The sequence below is a fragment of the Pseudomonas sp. S36 genome (assembly GCF_016647875.1).
In the GTDB taxonomy this organism is placed as follows: Bacteria; Pseudomonadota; Gammaproteobacteria; order Pseudomonadales; family Pseudomonadaceae; genus Aquipseudomonas; species Aquipseudomonas parafulva.
In genome coordinates, this window is the sequence record NZ_JACVVG010000035.1 from 26,358 (window position 1) to 50,333 (window position 23,976).

5 protein-coding genes are annotated in these 23,976 nt (G+C 66.2%); all 5 read right to left on the reverse strand.

Annotated elements, in window-relative coordinates; all coding sequences use genetic code 11:
- Positions 1–19: 19 nt before the first annotated feature.
- The 5 genes from IAE36_RS17980 to IAE36_RS18000 all read right to left on the reverse strand — a co-directional run bounded on the left by IAE36_RS17980 (position 20) and on the right by IAE36_RS18000 (position 23,976).
- The gene (locus IAE36_RS17980; RefSeq protein ID WP_028631630.1) at positions 20–919 is read right to left on the reverse strand and encodes a chemotaxis protein; all 900 of its coding nucleotides are present in this window, start codon (positions 917–919) and stop codon (positions 20–22) included.
- Between the two features lie 72 nt (positions 920–991).
- Positions 992–2,176, reverse strand: coding sequence for an HlyD family type I secretion periplasmic adaptor subunit (locus IAE36_RS17985; RefSeq protein ID WP_201213837.1), 1,185 nt, complete (start codon positions 2,174–2,176; stop codon positions 992–994).
- Positions 2,173–4,335: a type I secretion system permease/ATPase gene (locus IAE36_RS17990; protein ID WP_201213839.1), complete on the reverse strand. Its 2,163-nt coding sequence runs from the start codon at positions 4,333–4,335 to the stop codon at positions 2,173–2,175. Before IAE36_RS17990 ends, IAE36_RS17985 begins: the two co-directional genes overlap by 4 nt.
- The gene (locus IAE36_RS17995; protein WP_201213841.1) at positions 4,332–5,768 is read right to left on the reverse strand and encodes a TolC family outer membrane protein; all 1,437 of its coding nucleotides are present in this window, start codon (positions 5,766–5,768) and stop codon (positions 4,332–4,334) included. Before IAE36_RS17995 ends, IAE36_RS17990 begins: the two co-directional genes overlap by 4 nt.
- Before the next feature lie 64 nt (positions 5,769–5,832).
- Positions 5,833–23,976, reverse strand: a complete 18,144-nt coding sequence (locus IAE36_RS18000) for a BapA/Bap/LapF family large adhesin (protein WP_201213844.1) — start codon at positions 23,974–23,976, stop codon at positions 5,833–5,835.

Genomic DNA, 23,976 nt, shown 5'->3' on the forward strand with positions numbered 1-23,976 from the left:
CGGGTGTGGCCACAGCCGGTCAGCGCTCGGCGAACACCACGGCCCGCGCCGCCACCACCAGGCAGTCGGTCAGCTCCGGGGAAGAAAATTTGGTAAGGATGGCGTTGGCTCCGGCCTGGGTCGCCTTCTCGCTGCTCATGGCACTGTCCAGCGAGGTGTGCAGCAGCACGTAAAGGTGTTGAAAGTCTGGGGTCTGGCGCAAGGTGCGGGTGAACGCGTAGCCGTCCATTTCGCTCATCTCGATGTCCGAGACGATGATGTTGATTTCCTGCGCCGTGCCTTGCAGTTCCAGCAGCACGTTGATGGCGTCCTTGGCACTGCGCGCGGTGCGGCATTCGATGCCCAGGTTGCGCAGGGTATGCACCGACTGCTGCAGGGCCACGTTGCTGTCGTCCACCACCAGGATGTTGGCAGCGGCCAGCAGGCTGGCATCTTCCTCGCTGAGCCCACCAGGGTGAGGCTCCGGCGCAGGCGGGGCGATGCCGTGGATGACTTTTTCGATGTCCAGTACCTGTACCAGGGCGTTGTCCACCCGCGTTACACCAGTGATGAACGAGCGGTTGCCCGAGCCGAAGGGCGGGGGTTTGATGTCGGTGCTCAGGCAATGCACGATGCGGCTTACCGCCTGCACGTGCAGGCCCTGGCGCGAGCGGCTGATCTCGGTGACGATGAGGCAGCCACCGTTCGGGTCGGCCAGCGGCATCTCGCCGATGGCGCGGGACAGGTCGATGACCGACAGCGGGTGGCCACGCAAGGTGGCCACGCCCTTCACGTGCGGGTGCGATTCAGGCAGCTTGGTCAGCGCCGGGCAGGGGATGATTTCGCTGACCTTGAGCAGGTTGATTGCCATCAGCTTGCCGCTGCGCAGGGTGAACAGCAGCAGGGACAAAGCGTCCGCGCGGGCATTTTGCGTGGCCATGGTGACCTTCGGTGGGGAACAGGGGATAACAGGCTATCGGCCTGTTCCGTGCTGGCTTTAGGGGCGGATTGACTAACGTTCGCGCAACGCCTCCTTGGCCCGGTTGAGCGGCTTGATCAGGTAGTCGAGGATGGTCTTTTCGCCGGTGCGGATATCCACCGTGGCAATCATCCCCGGCACGATCGCAAAGTGCTTGCCAGCCTTGTTCTGCAGGCTGTCCTGCTCGGTGCGGATGAACACCCGGTAGTAGTAGATTTCCGGTTTTACCTCGTCCTGCAGGGTATCGGGCGAGATCCCCACCACCTTGCCTTCCAGGCCGCCATACACCGAATAGTCATAGGCGCTGATCTTTACCTTGGCCTGCTGGTCAGGGTGGATGAAGGCGATGTCGCGCGGTGCGATGCGGGTTTCGATCAGCAGGCGTTCGTCCATCGGCACGATCTTCATCACCTGGCCGCCCGGCTGCACCACGCCGCCCAAGGTGTTGACCTCGATGTCCTTGACGATACCCCGCACCGGCGAGCGCAGCGTCAGGCGGGTGAGCGAATCGCTGCGCCCACGAATGACCTCCGACAAACTGTCGGCCTCGGCACTGGCCTTGGCCAGTTCTTCCCTGGCGCGCACCAGGTAGTCCGACCGCGCCTCGGTGGCCTTGAGTTCCAGTTCCGAGCGCTGGCGGTTCAGGCGAATCACCTCCACCCGGCTGGAAGCGCCCATCTTGGCCAGGTTTTCGGTGATTTTCAGCTCGCTGCGCACCAGCCGCAGCGAGTCCTCGATGCCGGCCAGGGTCTGCTCCAGGCCACGGCGGCGGGTCTGGTACAGCGCGGTTTCGGCATCAATCAGCTCCGGCGATTCGCGCAAACCGGGCGGAAACACCAGGGGCTTGCCAGTGACCTCTGCCTGCAGGCGCGCCTGGCTGGCCTTTGCCGCGCGGTACTTGGCCTCGCTCTCGCCCACGCTGGAGGCCGTCTTGGTCGGGTCGAGCTGAGCCAGCACCTGGCCACGCTCGACCAGGTCGCCTTCGGCCACACTCATCTGCGCGACGATTCCGCCTTCGAACGACTGGATCACCTGCTCCCGCGAACTGGGGATGACCTTGCCAGTGCCGGTGGATACCTCGGTCACTTCGAACCAGGCCGCCCAGGCCAGGAACGCCGCCAGCATCAGTGCGCACAAGGTGATCAGGCGGCTGGCGCGGAACACCGCCTGGTCGTCCTGCCCATCGAGGTAGGAGGCGGGGAGTTCATGGTTGCTCATGCCTGCGCTCCTTGCAGCTTGGCCAGCGCGGCTTCGCGCGCATCATCGATGACGACCCGCCCGCCATCGAGGACCACGATGCGGTCTACCCGCTGCAGCACGCTCAGGCGGTGGGTGGCGATCACCAGGGTGCGGCCCTGGCAGAAGCGGTCGAGGTTATCCAGCAGCCGGCGTTCGGTGATGTCGTCCAGCGAGGCGGTCGGCTCATCCAGCAGCAGCACCTGCGGCTGGCGCACCAGCAGGCGTGACAGCACCAGGGCCTGACGCTGGCCGCCAGACAACCCCAGCCCGCCCTCCAGAATCAGGTGGTCCATGCCCTTGGGCAGGCGCCGCACGAAGTCCAGGGCGCCGGTGGCAGCCAGCGCAGCCACCAGTTCCTGGTCGCTGGCTTGCCCGGCCCCCAGGGTGAGGTTTTCCCGCAGGGTGCCGTGGAACAGCCGTGCGTACTGGGCCAGCAGCCCCACGTCGCGGCGCAGGTCGGCAGGGTCGAGGTGGGCCATGGCGATGCCATCCAGGCTGACTTCACCCTGGCTCAGGTCCATTGCGCCGGCAAGGGCCTGCAGCAGTGTCGACTTGCCTGCACCGTTGCGGCCCAGCACGGCAATGCGTTCGCCTGGGCGGATGTCCAGCCGGGCGATGTTGAGCACCGGAGGGGTGTCTTCGCTGTAGCGGAAGGTGGCCTGGCGCAGGCTGTACTCCCCGCGAATGGCGGGCAGGTGCACCCGTGCCTCACCCTCCGGGTGGTCGACGGGCGACTGCATCAGCTTGTCCAGCCCCTGCAAGGCCACCTTGGCCTGCTGCCAGCGGGTGAGCACATGAGTAAGCTGGGCCAGCGGCGCCATCATGCGCGAAGACAGCATGGACGCGGCCACCAGGCTGCCGGTGGTGAGGTCCCCGGCAATGACCATGGGCGCGCCGATGACGATGACCACGGCGAACACGGCGCCCTGTACGTTCTGCGTCCAGGCCACCAGGCCATTGGTGAGTGTGCGCAGGCGCAGGTTGGTGTGGGCGCAGGCGGCGTTGTACTGGTTCCATTGCCGCTCGAAGCGCGCCTCGGCCTGCAGTGCCTTGATTTCGTCCAGGCCTTGCACGCTTTCCACCAGCATGGCATTGCGCAGCGACGACTCGCGCATCGATGCATTGGCCAGCCGGGCCAGGCGCCGCTGCGCCAGCAGGCCCGGCAGCACCATGGCCAGCAAGGCCACCAGCGGCACGAACACCAGCACGCCGCCGATCAGCCAGAACACCAGCAGGAACAACAGGAAGAAGGGCAGGTCGGCCAGCGCCGTGGCCGTGCTGGAGGTGATCAGGTCACGCACCGATTCCAACTCGCGCAATTGCGAGATGAACGAGCCGGTGGACTTGGGCCGTACCGAGTTGCGCAGGCGCAGGGCATGCCCGTACACCAGGTCGCTCACCCGCAGGTCTGCACGCTTGCCCAACAGGTCGGTCACCTTCAGCCGCAACAGGCGCATGCTGAAGTCGAAGACCAGCGCCAGCACCACACCACCAAACAGCACGTACAGGGTGGGCAGCGATTCGGCCGGGATCACCCGGTCGTACACCTGCATGGAAAACAGCACACCCGCCAGCGCCAGCACATTGGCCACCAGCGAGGCGACCATCACCTGGCCATAGGGGCGCAGGTCGCGCAGCACGATGCGGGCGAACCAGTGGCGGTCGTAGGGGGCGGTGTAGTCGTCGGTGCGCACGTCGCGCAGCGGGCGTGCCGGGCGCAGCAGGGCGACGCGGGTGATTCTGCCCATCAGGGTATCGCGTGGCAGGCGCGATGCGAGGCCTTGATCGCCGGCAAACACCACGGCCAGTTCGTCTTCCTGGGTGACCGACTCCACCACCGCCAGTTGGCCGTCGTCCAGCTCAAGCACCAGCGGCGTACGCCACTGGCGCAGCCCTTTGGCATCGAAGCGCACGAAGCGCAGCGCCAGGCCCGCCTGGCGCGCCATGTGGCGCAGGATTTCGTCCAGCGGGCGGGCATCTTCGTCAGCCGCCAGGCGGATACGCTGGGGCGATACGTCCAGGCGGTAGTGGTGGGCCACCTGCAGCATCACCTCAAGCCACGGGCCCAGGTCTGCGCGGGGCGCGGGTGCAGGGGCCGCGGCCTGTTCAGGCAGCGTCACATTGATCGGGTCGCTCATGGCTGGATCTCCACACCTTGCAGGTTGCGCCCCTCAAGGCCCAGGGCGGCCCGCAGGGCGCCGGTGTTGTACAGGCAGTCCACGTCCAGGCGCAGCAGGTCGGAGCGGGTGCCGGCCAGCTCGAAACGTGATTGGTAGATTTCCTGCTCGGCGTTCAGCAGGTCGAGCAGTGGCCGGGTGCCCAGGTCCAGGTATTGGCGGCCGTACAGCATGCGCGCCTCCTGAATGCTGACCTGGCGCGCTTCCAGCGAACCCAGGCGACGGCCCAGGCCGGAGGTTTGCGCCATGGCTTCGGCCAGCCCACGGCGCGCCTGCAGGCGGGCGGCGTCTTCGGCGGAGTCGGCGGCGGTGAGCGCATAGCCGGCTGCCCGGGTGCGCGCGCTGATGGCCCCGCCCTGGTAGATAGGCACTTCCACGTTCAGGTAGATACCGGCCTGGGTTCGGTCCAGGCGACCGTTGTCGCGGTTGTAGTCGTTGTCCAGGTAGTGGTTGACCTGCGGCTGCAACGACACCGTCGGGTAAGCCTCGGCCTTGGCCTGGGCCAGTTCGGCCTGGCCCTGAGCGCGCTGGGCCAGGGCCATCAGCACACCGGGCAGGCGCTCGTCGCCCTGTGCCGGGCGCTGGCAAGCCTGGGCCAGTTCCGGGGGCGGCTGCTCGGTGAGGGACACGGGCGTGACGCGCCCCAGCAAGGCGGCCAGGGTGGAACGCCAGCGTTCGTACTGCGAACGGTATTCTTCCAGCACGGCGCGGGCGCTTTGCACCCGGGACTCGGCCTGCACCACGTCGGAACGGGTACTGGCACCCATGTCGCTGCGCTGACGGGCCATGCTGGCAATGTCACCGACCCCGCGGATCTGCTCGCGGGCGATGGCGATCAACTGCTCGTAGCGGCGGGTTTCGATCCAGGCATAGGCGGTATCGCGCGCCAGGTCGTCCACTACCAGCAGGATGTTGGCCTGGGCACGGGCGGCAGCGGCCTGGGCGGCACTGACCGCATGGTCCACCTTGCCGAAGTCGTACAGCATCTGCTTGAGTGAAAGGTTTACCGCCTGACTGTTGCGGTCACCCCCATAGCCGGTGTCATAGCCGGTGCGGATGCCCCCGGAAACCTGCGGATAATAGCCCGCGCGGGCGACGTTGATGCCCTCGCCCTGCTTGTAGAGGTCACCGATGGCCTCGGCGATACTCGGGTGCCATTGCGCGGCCTGCAGCACCGCATCGGACAACCCCAGGCGCTGGGCGCTGGCGACCGGCGCCATGCCGGTGGCGGGGCGGGTGGGTACTGCACCTGGCGCATCGCGTAACAGCGATGGGCCAATCTGGCGCAACGTTGGGTCTAGGTCATCGGCGGCCTGGGCCGCCGGGTAAAGGTTCATGGCCAGGAGCCCGAAGGCCCCCAGCAGCAACGGTGACAGCGCACTGCTTCGCTTCACTGAGTGTCCTTACTGCTGATCTTCATCCATGCCGCCGGGTAAACCCGGCGGGTGTGCAACGGCCTCAAACCACATGAATACCGTTCTGTACCCACAATTGATGGCTCGGGTCCTCCTGGGCCGTGTATTGGTTATAGTCGATACCGTCCAGGCTGTGGTTGCCGATGCGGTTCCAGGTGTCGGTCATCAGCACCGTGTCGTGCTCGTCACCCTTGATGATCAGGGTGTCGTTGGCGCTGTCGGTCACCGCCACCACGTCAGCCAGGCTGAGGGTGAGCGCCACGGCGCTGGTGGCGTTGAGGTCGATCACCTCCAGGTCGTGCACCTGCCCGGCCAGGTTGGCCAGGTCGATGCTGGCATCGCCACCGCCCCACAGCAGGGCATCGTTGCCGGTGCCGGTATCCACGCTGACGAAGCCGTTATCCAGGGTGACCTGGGTGCCAGTATCCGCGTGGCTGGCCACCGCGGTGTCGCTGCCATCATCGCTGTCGACGGCCACCTCACCGGCGGTTGCCGCCGCCAGGGTGGTCAGCGCGACCCCTTCGTCACTGGCATCTGCCACCAAGGCACTGCTGGTAGTGAAGCCGGTGACAGGGTCCAGGTTGATGGTGAGTGTGGCCGTGTCGGTGGTGCCATTGGGGTGGGTCAGCTCGTAGGTGAAGGTTTCTTTCTGGCCGACCACCGCCGAGGTCAGCCCGGCGTTGAGCGTGTAGTTGTAGCTGCCGTCGGCAAACACCACCAAGGTGCCGTAAGTGCCCTGCACGCTGGCACCGTTGTAGCCGGGCAGGGTGAAGGTGTTGGCTGCGGTCAGCACGCTGAGCACCGTCAGTGGCGAGCCCAGGTTGTCCGCCCCCGCGCCGTCGGTCAGCAGGTTGCCTGACACAGGCGTGTAGTTGCCGACCACGAACTCGTTGAGGTGAGTGGCCGTGGCATTGACGGTGGTAGTGAGCGAGCTGAGCAGGCCGATACCGCCGGCCGTTACGCGCACGTGGTAGGTACCCGCCCCCTGGTTCTGGAAGGTGTACCCGGCGCCTCCGCCCAGCAGGCTGAGCAGCGAGGTACCGGCCACGGTCTGCACGGTCACGTACTGCCCGGTGGTGGGGTTGAGCTTGAGCAGCTCCAGCGTGGTGCCATTGAGCAGGCCCAGCAGGTTGGTGGAGTTGAGCACCACTTGCAGGTCGGCGGAGGTATTGGCCGCCACGGTGGTGGTGTAGGTTGCCGAGCGGCTGCCGAGCACTGGCAGCGACAGCGCCGCGAAGGTGGTACTGCTGGAGGTCTGCAGGTTGACCAGGCTGATGTTGGTGTTGTCTACGTCGTTCACCGCATCCACCACGGTGGCAGGCGCTGCGTAGTTGTTGTCATTCCAGGTTTCGGTAGCCTGCGGGCTATCGATGCGCACATACAGGTTGGCCGTGTCGGACTTGCCGTTGGGGTGCACCAGCTGGTAGCTGAACACATCCACCTTGCCAACGCTGGCGGGGCTGCCGTTGGGGGTGTAGGTGTAGCTGCCATCCCCACGGATCACCAGCGTGCCGTATAGCCCTTGCACGGTGGTGGCGCTGCCTGCGCTGATGTAGCTGCCGGCCTTGAGCACCTGCAGCACCGCTTCGCTGTCCGGGCCGCGCGCGTCCACGCTGCCATCAATGCCCACATCGGTAATCACGTTGCCCGAAGCGGCAGTGCCGGTACCGGTGAACTGCGTCAGGCTGGTGGTTTGCACCTCCAGCGCGGTCGTCACGGTGGTCAGCAGGCCGATACCGCCGCTGCCTACCGTCAGCCGATAGTCACCGGCCAGCAGTTCGCCGATGCCCACGCGTATGCCCTGGCCCAGCGGCAGCAGCACCAGGTCGAGCAGGCCCTGGCTGTTGCCGGTTGCCAGGGTTACCCAGTTGCCGCTGGCATTCTTCACCTGCAGGGTGAAGGTGGCGTTGTCCAGCAGTGCCAGCGCGCTGTCGGTGCTCAGTGTCAGGGTAGGGTCAGCCTTGGTCCCGGCTGCAACGGTCCAGGTGAAGGTTTTGCTGAAGCCCGCGAGCAAGGTGCTGAAGGTGTCCTGGTACACCCGCGTGCTCACCACCGGCGCCAGGTTGACCACGGCGGTGGCCAGGTTGTCGCTGGCAATGACCGGCGCGTTGGCATCCACATCGGGCGCCGTTACGGTGACATTGCCGGACAGGTTACCGCGTGGGTCGCTGAGGGTGACGGCCACAATCTGGCCGTTGTCCTGTGGCGGGTTCAGGGTGAGGGTGAAGGTACCGTTGGCCTGCACCGTGCCGGTCTGCAGCACTGTGCCGGTGGCGCTGCGTACAGTGACCGTGGCACCCACTTCACCGGTACCGGTCAGGCTGCTGCCGTCGGCGCTGAACTGCAGGTTGCCGGCAGCGGCGGGCGGGGTGAGGTCTGGCGCGGTCAGCGCAGTGCTGGTGGAGACGTTACCTGCACCGTCGGTGAGCGTCACCGTGAGGGCCTGGTTGTCGATTTGCGCAGCGGCCAGGCTGACCACGAACAGCCCGTTGCTGCCTACCGTCGCGGTACCCAGCACGGTGCCTGCGCTGTTGCGCACGGTGGCTGTACTACCCACCTGGCCAGAGCCGCTTACCGCAGTACCCAGGGCGTTGATGGTGGCCACGGGTGCGGCCGGTGGCGTGGTGTCCGGGGCGGCCAGGCTGACACTGCCCGACAGGTTGCCAGCAGCATCGGCTTGGCGCACCACCAGCAACTGGCCGTCGTTCTGCGGTGTGGCCAGGGTAATGCTGAAGGTGCCATTGGCCTGCACCAGGCCGCTGCCCACCTGCCCACCAGGGCCCTGCACGGTCACGGTAGCGCCCGCCTCACCGTTGCCGGTCAGTACAGTACCTGTGCCGTTTATGGCAACGTTGGTGGGGACGGCGGGGGGCTGCACGTCGGCAGCGGTGAAGCTGGTGTTGGCAGACACGTTACCTGCTCGGTCGGCCTGGCTCAGGCTCAACACCTGGCCGTTCAACTGAGCAGCATTCAGGTTGACGCTGAAGTTGCCGGCGGTATTCACCACCGCAGTGCCCAGCACGGCATTGCTGGCATCCCGCACGGTGACGGTGGCACCTGCCTCGCCGCTGCCGGTCAGTACCAGGCCATTGGGCGACAGCGCGATTACCACCGGGTTGGCCGGTGGGGTGATGTCCGCTGCCACCACGAAGGTTGGCTGCGATTCGCCCCCCACCAGCGCCACGGCGGTTACCGTCAGCTGCTGGCCGTTCAGTTGCGGCGTATTCAGTTGCAGGCTGAAGGCGCCGTTGAGGGTGGCGCCGCCCACGCCGATCTGGTTGCCCGCGGCATCGTAAACCCGAATGCCGGTACCGGTAGGCGCGTTGCCCGTCAGCGTCAGGCCGTCGCCGGCCAGCACCACGTTGGTGGGCGGCACGGGTGGCGCTGCCAAGGGGGTGATGTACGTCACGCTGGCAGAGGTGTTGGACGCCGCGTCGGTCTGGTAGATCACCAGGCTGGCCACCGACCCTGCGGCTGGCTGCGTGACGATCTGGAACGTACCCGCCTCGCTTACCTCGCCAGTGCCGATCACCTGGTTGTTCTTGCTGATGGTGACGGTGGCGCCAGGTTCGCCACGGCCCGTGATCACGGTGAACGTGTTGTCCACCGCCAGGTCGGTGACGGGGGCAGGGGGGGAGGTATCCCGGGCCTGCAGGGTCGCAGGTATCGACTCGTTGCCGGCCGCGTCTGTCGACACGATGGTGAGCAACTGGCCGTTGTTCTGCAGAGGGTTCAGCGCAACCGTGAAGGCCCCACCCTCGGGCACTTGCACAGTACCGACTTCGGCACCGTTCGGGCCGCGTACGCTAACGGTGCTGCCTGCCTCTGCAGTACCGGTCAGTGTCGCGCCCAAGGGGTCCAGCACCAGGTTTGACGGCTGTACCGGGGGTGTCAGGTCAGGCGCATCGAGTGCCAGAGCCGGTGATGGATTGCCAGTGGCATCCTGGGCAATCACCGAGAGTGTCTGGCCGTTGACCTGAGCCGGCACCAACGCCAACACGAAGGTGCCATCAGCCGCCACCACGCCCTGACCAACCAGGTCGCCTGCATTGTTCAGCACAGTGACGCGCGCCCCGGCTTCGGCCGTGCCCACCACCTGGGTACCACTGTCGTTGATGGTGGCTACCACGGCAGCCGGGGGGGTGATGTCCAGGGCTGTGAGGCTGCTGATGGGGGAGACGTTGCCCGCCGCGTCGGTCAGGGTTACCTGCAGCACCTGGCCGTTGAGCTGGGCGGCGTCCAGTTGCACGGTGAAGATGCCGGCTGGTGTCACCTGGCCGGTACCGATCTGGGTGGTGCCGACGAATACCCGCACGGTGGCGCCCGCTTCGCCGATACCGCCCAGCGTGTCACCCGCCACGCTCAGCTGCAACGCCGTGGCTGCGGCCGGCGGGGTCAGGTCTGGTGCCACTACGCTGACCGGTTCGCTGACGTTGCCGGGTGGGTCGGCCTGTTGCACCGACAGCACCTGGTTGTCGATTTGCGCAGGCGACAGTTCCACGCGGAAGCTGCCATCGGCAAGCACCGTGCCCGTGCCTAGCCGCACGCCGGCCGCGTTGCTGACGGTGACCGTGGCGCCGGCCTCACCCCGGCCGGTGACCACGCTGCCGTCGGCGTTGATGGTGACTTGGGTGAGGGCGTCAGGTGGGGTGAAGTCCGGCGTCTGCAGGGTCGCCACTGCAGATACGTTACCGGCAGCGTCTGCCTGGGTGAAGCTGAGCAGTTCGGCATTGCCCAGCGCGGGGTTGAGGTCAAGGGTGAAGTGGCCGCTGGCGTCTACAGTGGCGCTGCCAAGGGTTTCACCCTCGGCGTTTTTCACCGTGACCAGCGCGCCGGCTTCGCCACGGCCCGTAATGGTGACACCGTTGCTGGAGATGGCGAGCTCGCCGGGGGCAGCCGGCGGTGTGGTGTCTGGTGCGGTTATGACGCTGGGGAGCGACTGGTTGCCGGCCGCATCGGTGAGCAGCACTTCCACTTGTTGCCCATTGGCCTGGGGCGCCGCCAGGCTGACCTGGAAGGTGCCGTCGCCGCGCACGGTCGAGGTGCCCAGCACACTGCCGTCGGCAGCCAATACCCGTACCGCTGCGCCTGCCTCGCCCGTGCCGTTGAGCAGCGAACCGCCGCCGGCAAATACCAGGCCCTGGGCAGGCTCGGGTGCAATGCGGTCAGGCACCACCAGGCTGACGCTGTTGGACTCGTTACCGGCCGCGTCGGTCTGGCTGGCGCTCAGCACTTCGCCGTTGAGTTGGGCCACCAGCAGGGTGGCGCTGAAGCGGCCATCGGCGTTCACCACAGCGGTGCCGAGGTCGACGCCGCCTGCGCCGGTAATGGTCACGGTTGCACCTGGCTCACCGAGGCCGGTCAGTACCAGGCCGTCGTTGGACAGCACCAGTGCACTCAGTGGTTGCGGCGCAGTGGTGTCAGGGGCCTGCAGGGTTGCAGGCAGCGACACCGCACCATCGGTGCCGAGCGCGTCTACCCGCAGGACCTCGCCGTTGGCCTGGGCGCTGCCCAGGTTGACGGTGAAGGTTCCATCGTTGGCTACCTGGCCACTGCCCAGCAATTCATCGTTGGGGCCATAGACCCTGACCGTGGTGCCACTGGCGGCCGTGCCCGATACCGACAGGCCGTTGGCGGCCAGCGTCAGGTTTTCGGGTGTCTGCGGTGCAAGCACGCCAGGTGCGGTGATGGTCTGGGCAACCGAGAGGTTCTGCGCCGCATCGGCCTGCACCACGCTCAAGAGCGTGCCTACAGGCGCGGCTGGGTCGAGGGTGACGCTGAAGCGGCCATCCGCTGCGACCTGGGCAGTGCCCAGCAGGGTGCCGTCGGCGGCGCTGACCCTGACCGTGGCCCCCACTTCACCATGGCCTACCAGGGAGGTGCCGTCGGCCGACACGGCCAGGTTGGTCACCGCTGCTGGCGGTGTGGTGTCCAAGGCCGTATAGGTGGCCACGGGCGACACATTGCCTGCGGCATCGGTCGCCGTTACCTGCAAGGTCTGACCGTTGGTCTGTGGCGTATCCAGGATGATCTGGAAGGTGCCGTTGCTGGCCACCCGTGCAGAGCCCAGGACGCTGCCAGTGGCATCGCGCACGGCCACCGTGCTGCCTGCCTCGGCACTGCCGGTGAGTTGCAACCCATTGGCCGCCAACAGCAGATTGGCGGGCGCAGCCGGTGGCGTGAAGTCCGGTGCGGTGATCGCCACGGCGGGCGAGGTGTTGTTGCCGGCGTCGGTCTGGGTCACGCTCAGGCGCTGGGCATTGAGCTGGGCGCTGTCCAGGGTCAGGGTGAAACTGCCATTGGCCGCGACCAGGCCGGTACCGATGATGGTGCCGTCGATGCCGCGCACGGTAACCGTGGCGCCTGCTTCACCCAGGCCGGTGAGGGTCAGGCCATTGTTGTTCAGGGCTACGTTGGTCAGCGCAGCGGGCGGGGTCAGGTCCGGGGTGGGCAGCGTGACGGCGGTCGACGTGTTACCGGCTGCATCTACCTGGGTTACCCCAATCGCCTGGCCACTGACCTGCGGCGTATCGAACACCACAGTGAAGCGGCCATCGGCACCCACGCTGGCAGTGCCCAGTACGGCGCCGGAGGCGTTGCGCACCTGCACCGTGGCGCCTGGCTCACCGCTGCCGGACAGCTGCCGGCCATCCAGGCTCAGCTGCGGGTTGCCCACCGCAGCAGGCGGGGTGCGGTCGGGCGTTAGCACGCTGGCAGGGCCGGACACGTTACCCGCAGCATCGCTCAAGGTCACCTGCAGGGCACTGCCGGTGGTCTGGGCGCTGGGCAGGGTCACCTGGAACTGCCCGCTCTGGTTGACCGTACCGGTAGCCAGCACGGCGCCGCTGGCATCACGTACCGTGACGGTGGCGCCGGCCTCGCCCTGCCCGCTGAGCACAGTGGCGGCACTGTTGAGGCTTAGGTTGCTGGCGGCCGGTGGGGCCTGCAGGTCGGGTGCCTGCAAGGTGGCGGCCAGCGACACGTTGCCGGCGGCATCGGCCTGGGTCACGACCAGGTTCTGTGCGTTGACCACCGCAGGGACGAAGTTGACCGTGAACAAGCCGTTGGCAGCCACGGTCGCCGTACCCAGCAGGTTGCCTTGGCCATCCGTGACCCTGACAGTGGCGCCGACCTCACCTTGGCCGGTCAGCGTGCTGCCAATCCGGTCGATGGCAATGGCGGTGGGGGCGTCCGGCGCCGTGGTGTCTTCTGCCACTACGGTGGCAGCCACCGAAGGCTGCCCGCCTGCGCTGGCGCGAGCGGTCACGTGCAACGTCTGGGCGTTGAGCTGCGCATTCAGGAAGAACACGCGGAAGATGCCATCACTGCCCACTGTGGCGGTGCCGAGCGTTGCCCCTGCCGAGGTCACGGTAATCAGCGACCCCACGGTGCCTTGCCCGGTCAGCAGGAACCCGTCTGCGCTGATGGCCAGGTCACTCGGGGTGGCCAGTTCATTGCCGGTCGGGCCTGCCAGCGGCACATCGGGAGAGGAGTTGCCTGCCGGGTCGACCACCACCACGGTAACGGTTTCGCCAGCCGTCAGCGGCGGCACCACTGGCACCACGAAGGTACCGTCTGCACCTACGGTATCACTGCCGCGCTCGCTGCCATTGGGGTTACGGATAACCACCGTGCTGCCAGGCTCGGCGCCGCCGCCTACCACAGCGCCATCGGGGCTGATGGTGACATCGGTCGCCGGCAGCGGTGGGGTGGTGTCCGGGGCGGTAACGGTGATGGGGGCGGTGGCGTTGCCCGCTTGGTCGGTGACCACCACAGTCAGCGGCTCACCATTGAGTAGCGGAGTCGGCAGAGGGACGCTGAAGCTGCCGTCGCCAGTGACCGGCACGGTGATTTCCAGGCCGGTGCTGTCGCGTACGGTCACGGTCGCTGCGCCCGGCGCACTGCCGGAGACCTCGATGCCGTCTTCGCTCACTTGCACCCCGGTGGGCAGTTGAGGCGGGGTGATATCCGGGGCGGTGATCTGCCCAGGTTGCGATGCGTTGCCCGCAGCGTCTACCAACACCACGTTCAGCAACTGGCCATCCAGCTGGGCGGGCGACAGTGGCACCGTGAAGTTGCCACCTGCCGGCACCTGAACACTGCCCAGCACCTCGCCGTTGGCATTGCGCACTTCTACTGTGGCACCAGGCTCGCCGACCCCCTGTATGGCGTTACCACCCGGATTGATCGCAAGGCCGGTGGCAGTGGCGGGTGGGGTGATGTCATCGGCTATGAACGTGGCCGAGGGGGAGACATTGCCCTGGCTGTCGCTCAACACCACCGACAACACTTCGCCGTTGGTTTGTGGCGCGGTGAGTGACACCTCGAAGTTGCCCTGTGCATCTACCGGCACGCTGCCCAGCAACGCACCATTGGCACTGCGTACTTCAACGGTGGTACCCGCTTCACCCTGGCCGGTCAGCAGTGTGCCAGCCAGGTTCAGCGCCAGCCCATCTGCTGGCAAAGGTGGCTCCAGGTCTGGCGCGATAAGGGTGCCTGCAGGTGAGAGGTTGCCAGCAGGGTCCGCCTGGGTCACCGACAGGGTCTGCCCGTTGAGCTGGGGCGGTGAGAGGGTAACGCTGAAGCTGCCATCTGCCTGCACCACGGCGGTACCGAGGGGCGCGCCAGTGCTGCCGGTGACGGTAACCCGTGCACCCGGTTCGCCGATGCCGGCCAGCAACACGCCATCGGCGGTCAGGGTGAGTTCACCGGGCATTGCCGGTGGCTCGTTGTCGGGCGCCATCAGGTCAACGGCCACAGACAGGTTGCCGGCCAGGTCGCGCTGCTCGATGCTCAGCATCTGGCCGTTGGTCTGCGGGGGCACCAGTGCTACTTCGAAGGCGCCGTTGGCGCCCACTTGGGCAGTGCCAAGCACGGTCCCGTCCGGGCCGCGCACGCTCACTGTCGCACCTGGCTCGCCAGTGCCTGTGACCACGCTGCCTTCGCCGTTGATCGCCGCACCGGTGACGGCTAGCGGTGGTGTGGTATCGGGCGCCGTGAAGGGCACTGGCCCGGCGCTGTTGCCCAGGCTGTCGGTCGCCTCGACGGTGAGGTTTTCACCATTGCGCTGCGCGGCTGCCAGGGTGACATCGAAGCGGCCATCGGCGCCGACGGTGGTGACACCCAGCACAGCGCCATTTGCAGCGCGCACGGTGATGATCGACCCAACCTGGCCCACCCCGGTGAGGTGCAGGCCGGCAGTGTCGATACTCAAGGCCGACGGCTGTAGCGGGCCGTCCAGGTCGGGTGCGGTGACAGTAGTGCTCGAGCTGTTGCCGGCGGCATCGCGCAGCACCACTTCCAGTACCTGGCCATCAGTTTGTGGCGGGTTCAGTTGCACGCTGATCACGCCGTTGGCGCCTACCTGCGCCATACCCAGCACCGTGCCCTGGGCATCGGTGACCTCGACGGTGGTGCCGGCCTCACCGCGGCCGGTCAGCACGCTGCCATTGGCGCTCAGTTGCAGGTCGGTCGGCTCGCTGGGGGCGGTGATGTCCGGGGCAATCACTTGCACCGGCAGTGAGCGGTTACCACCGTCATCGATGGCTACCACGTCCAGGGTTTCACCGTTGGCCTGCGGGGGTTGCAGGCCGAGGGTGAAATCGCCGTTGGCGCCGGCTTGGGCGCTGCCCAGCAGGGTGCCCTGGGCGTCGCGCACTTCAACTTGGCTATTGGCCGGCGCGGTACCGCTGACGCTGCTACCGTCAGCGGCCACCACGATTGCACTCGGGCTGGCTGGTATCGGCGCCTGCGGCACGGTCACATTGGTGGCAATGGACGTGTTGCCGGCAGCATCGGTTTGCACCAGCACCAGGGCCTCGCCTGCACTCAGCGCAGTACCCAGGTTCACGACGAAGGTGCCATTGGCAGCCACCGTGGCGGTGCCCAGCACGTCGCCATTGGTATTGCGTACCTGCACCGTGGCCCCCGCTTCGCCGTGCCCGGCAACGGCAAGGCTTCCGGCGCCGGTGACCACATCGGTAATGGCGGCCGGTGGGGTGATGTCCGGGGCGGTGTAGGCCAATGGCAGTGAGGTATTGCCAGCAGCGTCGGTCACGGTAATCGACAGTGCCTCGCCATTGGCCTGCGGCGGAGCCAGCGTGAGGCTGAAGGTGCCTGAGCCTTGCACGATGGCACTGCCGATCAGGTTGCCTGCTGCGTCGCGGACCTCGACCCGTGCGCCGGCTTCGGCGATGCCGGTCAGGGTGACGCCCGCACTGAGTACCAGGTCAGTTGGCTGCGCAGGCGGCACCTGGTCGGGTGCGCTCAGCGAAACCGGCGTAGACACGTTACCCGCCGCATCGGTCAGGGTGACCTGCAGCGCAGAACCATCCACCACTGGCGGCTGCAACTGCACCACGAAGCTGCCGTCGGCCTGCACGGTCGCGCTTGCCAGCAATTGCCCCTGGTCATTGCGCACCTGCACGGTGGTGCCTGCTTCGCCACGGCCCGAGACGGTGCCGCCGCTGGCACTGATGGCCAGGTCTGTTGCAGGTTGGGGTGGGGTGGTATCGATGCCGGTGTCGATGGTCGGCGCAGTCACCAACCCGGGGGCGGAGGTATTGCCTGCCATGTCGGTGGCCGTGACCTGCAATTGCTCGCCCGCCACCTGCGCAGGTGTCAGGCCGATGCTGAAGGCACCGGTGGCACCCACCACAGCCGAGCCCAATACCGTGATGCCATCCGCCGCGAGTACGCGCACGGTGCTGCCGGCCTCGGCGCGGCCTGTCACCACACTGCCGTCAGCGCTGACCAGCAGCTGACCGGGTTCCTGCGGCGGGGTGATGTCCGGCGCTGTGATCTGTACGGGCAGCGACGCGGTACCATTGCCGTCGACGGCCACCACGTCCAGCAACTGACCGTTGGCCTGGGCAGGTTGGAGGGGGACGGTGAAGGTGCCTTCGGCCCCGACCACCACACTGCCTACCAGCGTGCCATCGGCATCGCGTACTTGCACGCCGCTGCCAGCAGGGGCAGTGCCGCTGATGCTGCTGCCGTCTTCGGCAACGACCAGGCCAGTTGGGCTGGCAGGCGTCGGCAGGGTCGGTACCTCGAACACCAGCGCCTGAGAAGCATTGCCGCTGGGGTCGGTCTGCACGAGCGTCAATTGCGCGCCGGGCAGGGCAGGCGTGTCGAGGTTGAGCAGGAATGTGCCGTTGACACCCACCACGCCGCTGCCGATCAGCGCACCATTGCCATCGCGCACTTCGATAGAGGCGCCGGCTTCGCCGCGACCGCTCAGGGTGAAGCCTGCATTGCCGACCACGATGTTGCTGACGGGGGCTGGCGGGGTAATGTCCGGGGCGTCGAACTGCAGTGGCGCAGAGCGGTTGCCTGCGGCGTCCACCAAGCGTACGTCCAGCACTTCACCGTTGGCTTGAGGTGGCGACAGGGTAAGGCTGAAGGTGCCATCTGCTGTAACGCTGCCGGTGCCAACCAGCACGCCGGCCGCAGTGCGTACCTCTACCGTGGCGCCAGGTTCACCGCGGCCGGTAAACGTGGCCCCAGCGTCCAGGGCAAGGTCGGTGGGCTGTGCCGGGGCTTGCAGGTCTGGGCTGACCACCGTTGCCGGTGGCGAAACATTGCCTGCAGCATCGGTGAGCACTACTTGCAGGCTGCTGCCGTCCCTTACTGCAGGGTCGAGAGTGAGCTGGAACGTGCCATCCGCGTTGACGCTGCCGCTGACCAGCAGGTTGCCTTGGGTGTCACGCACTTGCACCGTGGCGCCGGCTTCGCCTCGGCCGCTCAGCAGGGCGCCGGCCAAGCCGATGACCAGGTCAGTGGGCGCGAGCGGCGGGGTGGTGTCGCCGCCATCGATATCCGGGGCGGTGATGCTGCCTGCGCCGGAGACGTTGCCGGCGCCATCGGTGGCAGTCACTTGCAGCACCTCGCCATTCACTTGTGGCGGGGCCAGGGTGACGCTGAAGCTGCCAGTGGCACCCACCACGACGCTGCCCAGCACGGTGGTGCCGTCGGCAGCCAGGACGCGGATGGTGCTGCCCGGCTCGCCGCGGCCACTGACCTGGGTGCCATCTGTGTTGATCGCCAGGTCGCTTGGGATGACCGGGGGTGTGATGTCGGGGGCTGTGATTTGGGCTGGCAGGGAAGACAGGCCGTCTTCAATGGCGACTACGTCCAGCAATTCACCGTTGGCCTGGGCTGGATTCAGCGGGATGCTAAAGGTGCCATCGGCATTGGCGGTGGCGCTGCCGATCAACGTACCGTCCGTGTCGCGGACTTCGACGCGTGCACCGGCAGGTGCGGTACCGGTGAGCGCTGTACCGTCCGCGTTGACGGTCAGGTTGGTCGGGCTCTCCGGCGCGGTGGTAAGAGGGACTTGGTAATCCACGGCGACCGAAGCGTTACCGCTTGGGTCGATCTGCACCAGGCTCAATTGCTCGCCCGGCTGTGCAGCAGGGTCGAGGCTGACCAGGAAGGTGCCGTTGGCAGTGACCACGCCACGGCCCAGTAGATTGCCGTCGGCATCTCGCACCTCGACGGTAGCGCCGGCTTCGCCTCGCCCGCTCAGGGCAGTGCCGCCCGGGCCGATCAGGATATTGGTCACAGCATCTGGCGGGGTGATGTCGGGTGCATCGAATTGCAGGGGTGCAGAAACGTTACCGGCAGCATCGATCAGCTGTACATCCAGGGCTTGGCCGTTGGCCTGTGCAGGGGAGAGCGTGATGTTGAACAGCCCGTCCGATCCTACGATGCCAGTCCCTATCACGGTCCCAGCGGCATCACGCACCTGAACAGTAGCGCCCGGTTCACCGCGACCGGTGAAGGTCACGCCATCTACCAGGGCCAGGTCGGTGGGTTGTGCGGGAGCAGTGAGGTCTGGCGACGCGACGCTGCCAGGGGGCGAAACATTGCCAGCGGCATCGGTAAGGGTAACCTGCAGGGTGCTGCCGTCTTTCACAGATGGGTTCAGTGACACCGCAAATGTGCCGTTCGGCCCCACGGTTCCAGTGGCAATGACATTACCTGCGGCATCACGAATCTGCACGGTAGCACCGGCTTCGCCGCGACCGGTGAGCTGAGTGCCCGCTAAACCGATCGCCAGATCCACTGGGGCAGCCGGTGGCGTGGTATCGACGCCGTCGATATCAGGCGCCGTAAACGTACTGGCTTCGGAGGTATTGCCAGCAGCGTCTGTGGCAGTGGCGCGCAGCACTTCGCCGTCTACCTGTGGCGGGCTGAGGGTGATGTTGAAAATGCCCGTTGGTCCTACCAGTGCGGTGCCGAGCTGCGTGCCATCGGCAGTGGTTACACGCACGGTGCTGCCGGGCTCTGCACGACCGGTCACCAGACTGCCGTCAGCGCTTATCGTAAGTTGGGCTGGCGCATCTGGCGCGGTGATGTCAGGTGCCGTGACTTGGGCGGGGAGTGAAGACAAGCCGTTTTCGGTGGCGACTACGTCCAGCAATTCACCGTTGGCTTGAGCTGGATTGAGCGGGATGCTGAAGGTGCCATCGGCATTGGCGACAGCACTACCGATTAATGTGCCATCTGCCCCACGAACTTCTACACGAGAGCCAGCCGGTGCAGTACCCGTCAGCGCTGTACCGTCCGCGTTGACGGTCAGGTTGGTCGGGCTCTCCGGCGCGGTAGTAAGAGGGACCTCGTAATCGACGGCGACCGAAACGTTGCCGCTACCGTCGATTTGCACCAGGCTCAATTGCTCGCCGGGCTGTGCAGCAGGATCGAGGCTGACCAGGAAGGTGCCGTTGGCAGTGACCACGCCACGGCCAAGTAGATTGCCGTCGGCGTCACGCACTTCGACAGTGGCGCCGGCTTCGCCGCGCCCGCTCAGGGCAGTGCCGCCAGGGCCGACCAGGATATTGGTCACAGCATCGGGCGGGGTGATGTCGGGTGCATCGAATTGCAGGGGTGCAGAAACGTTGCCTGCAGCATCGACCAGCCGTACATCCAGTGGCTGGCCATTGGCTTGGGCTGGCGACAACGTCAGGCTGAACAGCCCGTCAGACCCGACAACGCCAGTGCCGATCAGAGTACCAGCGGCATCACGCACCTGAACTGTGGCGCCTGGTTCACCGCGGCCGGTGAAGGTCACGCCATCTGCCAGGGCCAGGTCGGTGGGTTGTGCGGGAGCAGTGAGGTCCGGCGAGGCGACGCTGCCTGGTTGCGAAACATTGCCCGCAGCATCGGTGAGGATGACTTGCAGGGTGCTGCCGTCTTTCACAGCAGGGTTCAGCGACACTGCGAATGTGCCATTCGGCCCTACGGCCCCAGTGGCAATGACATTACCTGCGGCATCACGCACCTGCACGGTGGTGCCGGCTTCACCGCGGCCACTCAACTGAGTACCGGCAAGGCCCACCACCAGATTGATAGGTGCATCAGGTGGCGTGATATCGACGCCGTCGATGTCCGGCGCGGTCACGGTGCTGGCGGTTGATGTATTGCCAGCCGCATCTGTAGCAGTGGCTTGCAGCACTTCGCCATCCACTTGGGGTGGCGTCAGGCTGATGCTGAACAAGCCCGTTGCGCCGACCACTGCGGTGCCAAGTTCAGTACCGTTAGCATTCAGGACACGTACGGTGCTACCCGGTTCTGCGCGACCTGTAACCACAGTCCCGTCTGCGCTGACGGTCAATTCAGTCGGTGCCGCAGGTGCAGTGATGTCGGGTGCAGTGACTTGGGCGGGGAGGGAAGACAGGCCGTTTTCGATGGCGACTACGTCCAGCAATTCACCGTTGGCTTGAGCAGGGTTCAGCGGGATGCTGAAGGTGCCATCGGCATTGGCGACAGCACTACCGATTAATGTGCCGTCTGCCCCACGGACTTCTACGCGAGAGCCAGCCGGCGCAGTACCCGTCAGCGCTGTACCGTCCGCACTAATGGCCAGATTGGTTGGGCTTTCTGGTGCAGTAGTAACGGGAACCTCGTAATCCACGGCAACCGAAGCGTTACCGCTTGGGTCGATCTGCACCAGGCTCAATTGCTCGCCGGGTTGTGCAGCAGGATCGAGGCTGACCAGGAAGGTGCCGTTGGCAGTGACCACGCCACGGCCCAGCAGATTGCCGTCGGCGTCGCGCACTTCGACAGTGGCGCCGGCTTCGCCTCGCCCGCTCAGGGCGGTGCCGCCAGGGCCGACCAGAATGTTTGTCACCGCATCGGGCGGGGTGATGTCGGGTGCATCGAATTGCAGGGGTGCAGAAACGTTGCCGGCAGCATCGACCAGCCGTACATCCAGGGCTTGGCCGTTGGCCTGGGCAGGGGAGAGCGTGATGTTGAACAGCCCGTCCGAACCGACAACGCCAGTACCTATCACGGTGCCAGCAGCATCACGCACCTGAACGGTAGCGCCCGGCTCACCGCGACCGGTGAAGGTAACGCCATCTGCCAAGGCCAGGTCGGTAGGTTGTGCTGGAGCAGTGAGGTCCGGCGAGGCGACGCTGCCTGGTTGCGATACATTGCCAGCGGCATCGGTGAGGACAACCTGCAGGGTACTGCCGTCTTTCACAGCTGGGTTCAGCGACACCGCAAATGTGCCGTTCGGCCCCACGGTTCCAGTGGCAATGACATTACCTGCGGCATCACGCACCTGAACGGTGGTGCCGGCTTCGCCTCGGCCAGTCAATTGAGTACCGGCAAGGCCAACCACCAGGTCAACAGGTGCCGCAGGCGGCGTGGTATCCACGCCATCAATGTCCGGCGCGGTCACGGTACTGGCGGTGGATGTATTGCCAGCGGCATCTGTAGCGGTGGCTTGCAGCACTTCGCCATCTACCTGAGGTGGTGTCAGATTGATGCTGAACAAGCCCGTTGCGCCGACCACTGCGGTGCCAAGTTCAGTACCGTTGGCACCCAGGATACGTACGGTACTACCCGGTTCTGCGCGGCCAGTAATTACAGTCCCGTCTGCGCTGACGGCCAATTCGGTCGGCGCCGCAGGTGCGGTGATATCAGGGGCGGTGACTTGGGCGGGGAGGGAAGACAGGCCGTTTTCGATGGCCACCACGTCCAGCAACTCACCGTTGGCCTGGGCTGGATTCAGCGTGATGCTGAAGGTGCCATCGGCATTGGCAACAGCACGACCGATCAACGTGCCATCTGCCCCACGGGCTTCTACGCGAGAGCCAGCCGGCGCAGTACCCGTCAGCGCTGTACCGTCCGCACTAATGGCCAGATTGGTTGGGCTTTCTGGTGCAGTAGTAAAGGGAACCTCGTAATCCACGGCAACCGAAGCGTTACCGCTTGGGTCGATCTGCACCAGGCTCAATTGCTCGCCCGGCTGTGCAGCAGGATCGAGGCTGACCAGGAAGGTGCCGTTGGCGGTGACCACGCCACGACCCAGTAGATTACCGTCGGCGTCACGCACTTCGACGGTGGCGCCGGCTTCGCCTCGCCCGCTCAGGGCAGTGCCGCCAGGGCCGACCAGAATGTTTGTCACCGCATCGGGCGGGGTGATGTCGGGTGCATCAAATTGCAGGGGTGCAGAAACGTTGCCGGCAGCATCGACCAGCCGTACATCCAGGGCTTGGCCGTTGGCCTGGGCAGGGGAGAGCGTGATGTTGAACAGCCCGTCCGAACCGACAACGCCAGTACCTATCACGGTGCCAGCAGCATCACGCACCTGAACGGTAGCACCCGGTTCACCGCGACCGGTGAAGGTCACGCCATCTGCCAGGGCCAGGTCGGTGGGTTGTGCTGGAGCAGTGAGGTCCGGCGAGGCGACGCTGCCGGGGGGCGATACATTGCCCGCGGCATCGGTGAGGGTGACTTGCAGGGTGCTACCGTCTTTCACTGCAGGGTTCAGCGACACCGCAAATGTGCCATTCGGCCCTACAGTCCCAGTGGCAATGACATTACCTGCGGCATCACGCACCTGCACGGTGGTGCCGGCTTCACCGCGGCCAGTCAGTCGCGTACCGGCAAGACCAACCACCAGATCGACCGGTGCACTAGGCGGTGTGGTATCGACGCCGTCGATGTCCGGCGCAGTGATGGTGGCGCCGGGTGAAGGGTTGCCGGCCGCATCGGTAGCCGTCACCGTCAAGCCTTGCCCATCTGTCTGGGCAGGTTGCAGGGTGATGCTGAACAGACCATCGGCACCGGCTGTTGCAGTGCCCAACAACACCCCACCCGCGCCCCTTACCGCCACGGTCGAGCCCGGCTCGGCGCGGCCTGTGAGCGTTGTGCCTTGAGCGCTCACAGCGAGGTCGGTCGGTGCGAGAGGGGGTGTCAGATCGGGTGCGGTGATGCTGCTGGCCTGCGAGACATTGCCGGCGGCATCGGTCAAGGTCACCTGCAAGCTCTCGCTGTTGATCTGCGCAGGGCTCAATACAACGCTGAAGCTGCCGTCAGCTGCCACACTGCCGCTGCCGATCACATTGCCAGCGGCGTCGCGGACGTTCACGGTGGTGCCTGGTTCACCCTGGCCGGTCAGCGTAACGCCCTGGGCGTCGATGGCCAGATCGACAGGGGGAAGGGGGGCGGTCGCATCCGGGGCAGTGACCGTTCCCGGTGCCGACTCGTTGCCAGCGCCGTCGGTCAAGGTTACCTGAAGGTTCTCGTTGTTGACCTGCGGTGGGTTGAGCGCAACCTCGAAGCTACCGTCTGCGCCGACGGTGCCATTACCAATCACGTTCCCCGCCGCATCCCGTACATTGACCGTAGCGCCTGCCTCGCCACGGCCGGAAAGGCGCAGCCCGTCGGGCGATACCAGCAAGTCGATGGGTGTCGCCGGGGCTGTGGTGTCCGGTGCAGGGGCGCTGCCACCACCACCACCACCACCACCGGAAACCGCTGCCGCACCGCCCCCTACACCCAGCAGGCTAAGGCCCGCAATTGCCCAGGTTGGCATCGCTTCACCCGCTGTACCGATGCCGGCTACCAGCTCGTCCAGCGAGGCGACCTCATTGAAGGTGAAGCCGGTAAATGCCGCCGCGTCGTAGTCAGCGTGCCACAGGGTGCCGTCTTCGCCGACGAAGACCATGTCGCTACCGACGCCTGCCTGGTTCACTGCGAAGAAGTTACCGATGGTGACTTTTTCGCCGGACTTGAGCGTGACGATCAGGTCTTGCCCGCGCTGGGTGACGTTGGCGACCTGGTCGGGGGAGACGGGCATCTGGACCACACCGGGTCCGTTCAGGCTGATGTTGCCCCAGGCGTTCTGGGTGGCGACGGCGGATTGCTTATCGGCGACGACGATGTTTTCCAT

Coding starts and splice junctions, on each gene's coding strand:
- IAE36_RS18000 (WP_201213844.1), bottom strand. CDS start 23,976: ATGGAAAACATCGTCGTCGCCGATAAGCAATCCGCCGTCGCCACCCAG.
- IAE36_RS17980 (WP_028631630.1), bottom strand. CDS start 919: ATGGCCACGCAAAATGCCCGCGCGGACGCTTTGTCCCTGCTGCTGTTC.
- IAE36_RS17985 (WP_201213837.1), bottom strand. CDS start 2,176: ATGAGCAACCATGAACTCCCCGCCTCCTACCTCGATGGGCAGGACGAC.
- IAE36_RS17990 (WP_201213839.1), bottom strand. CDS start 4,335: ATGAGCGACCCGATCAATGTGACGCTGCCTGAACAGGCCGCGGCCCCT.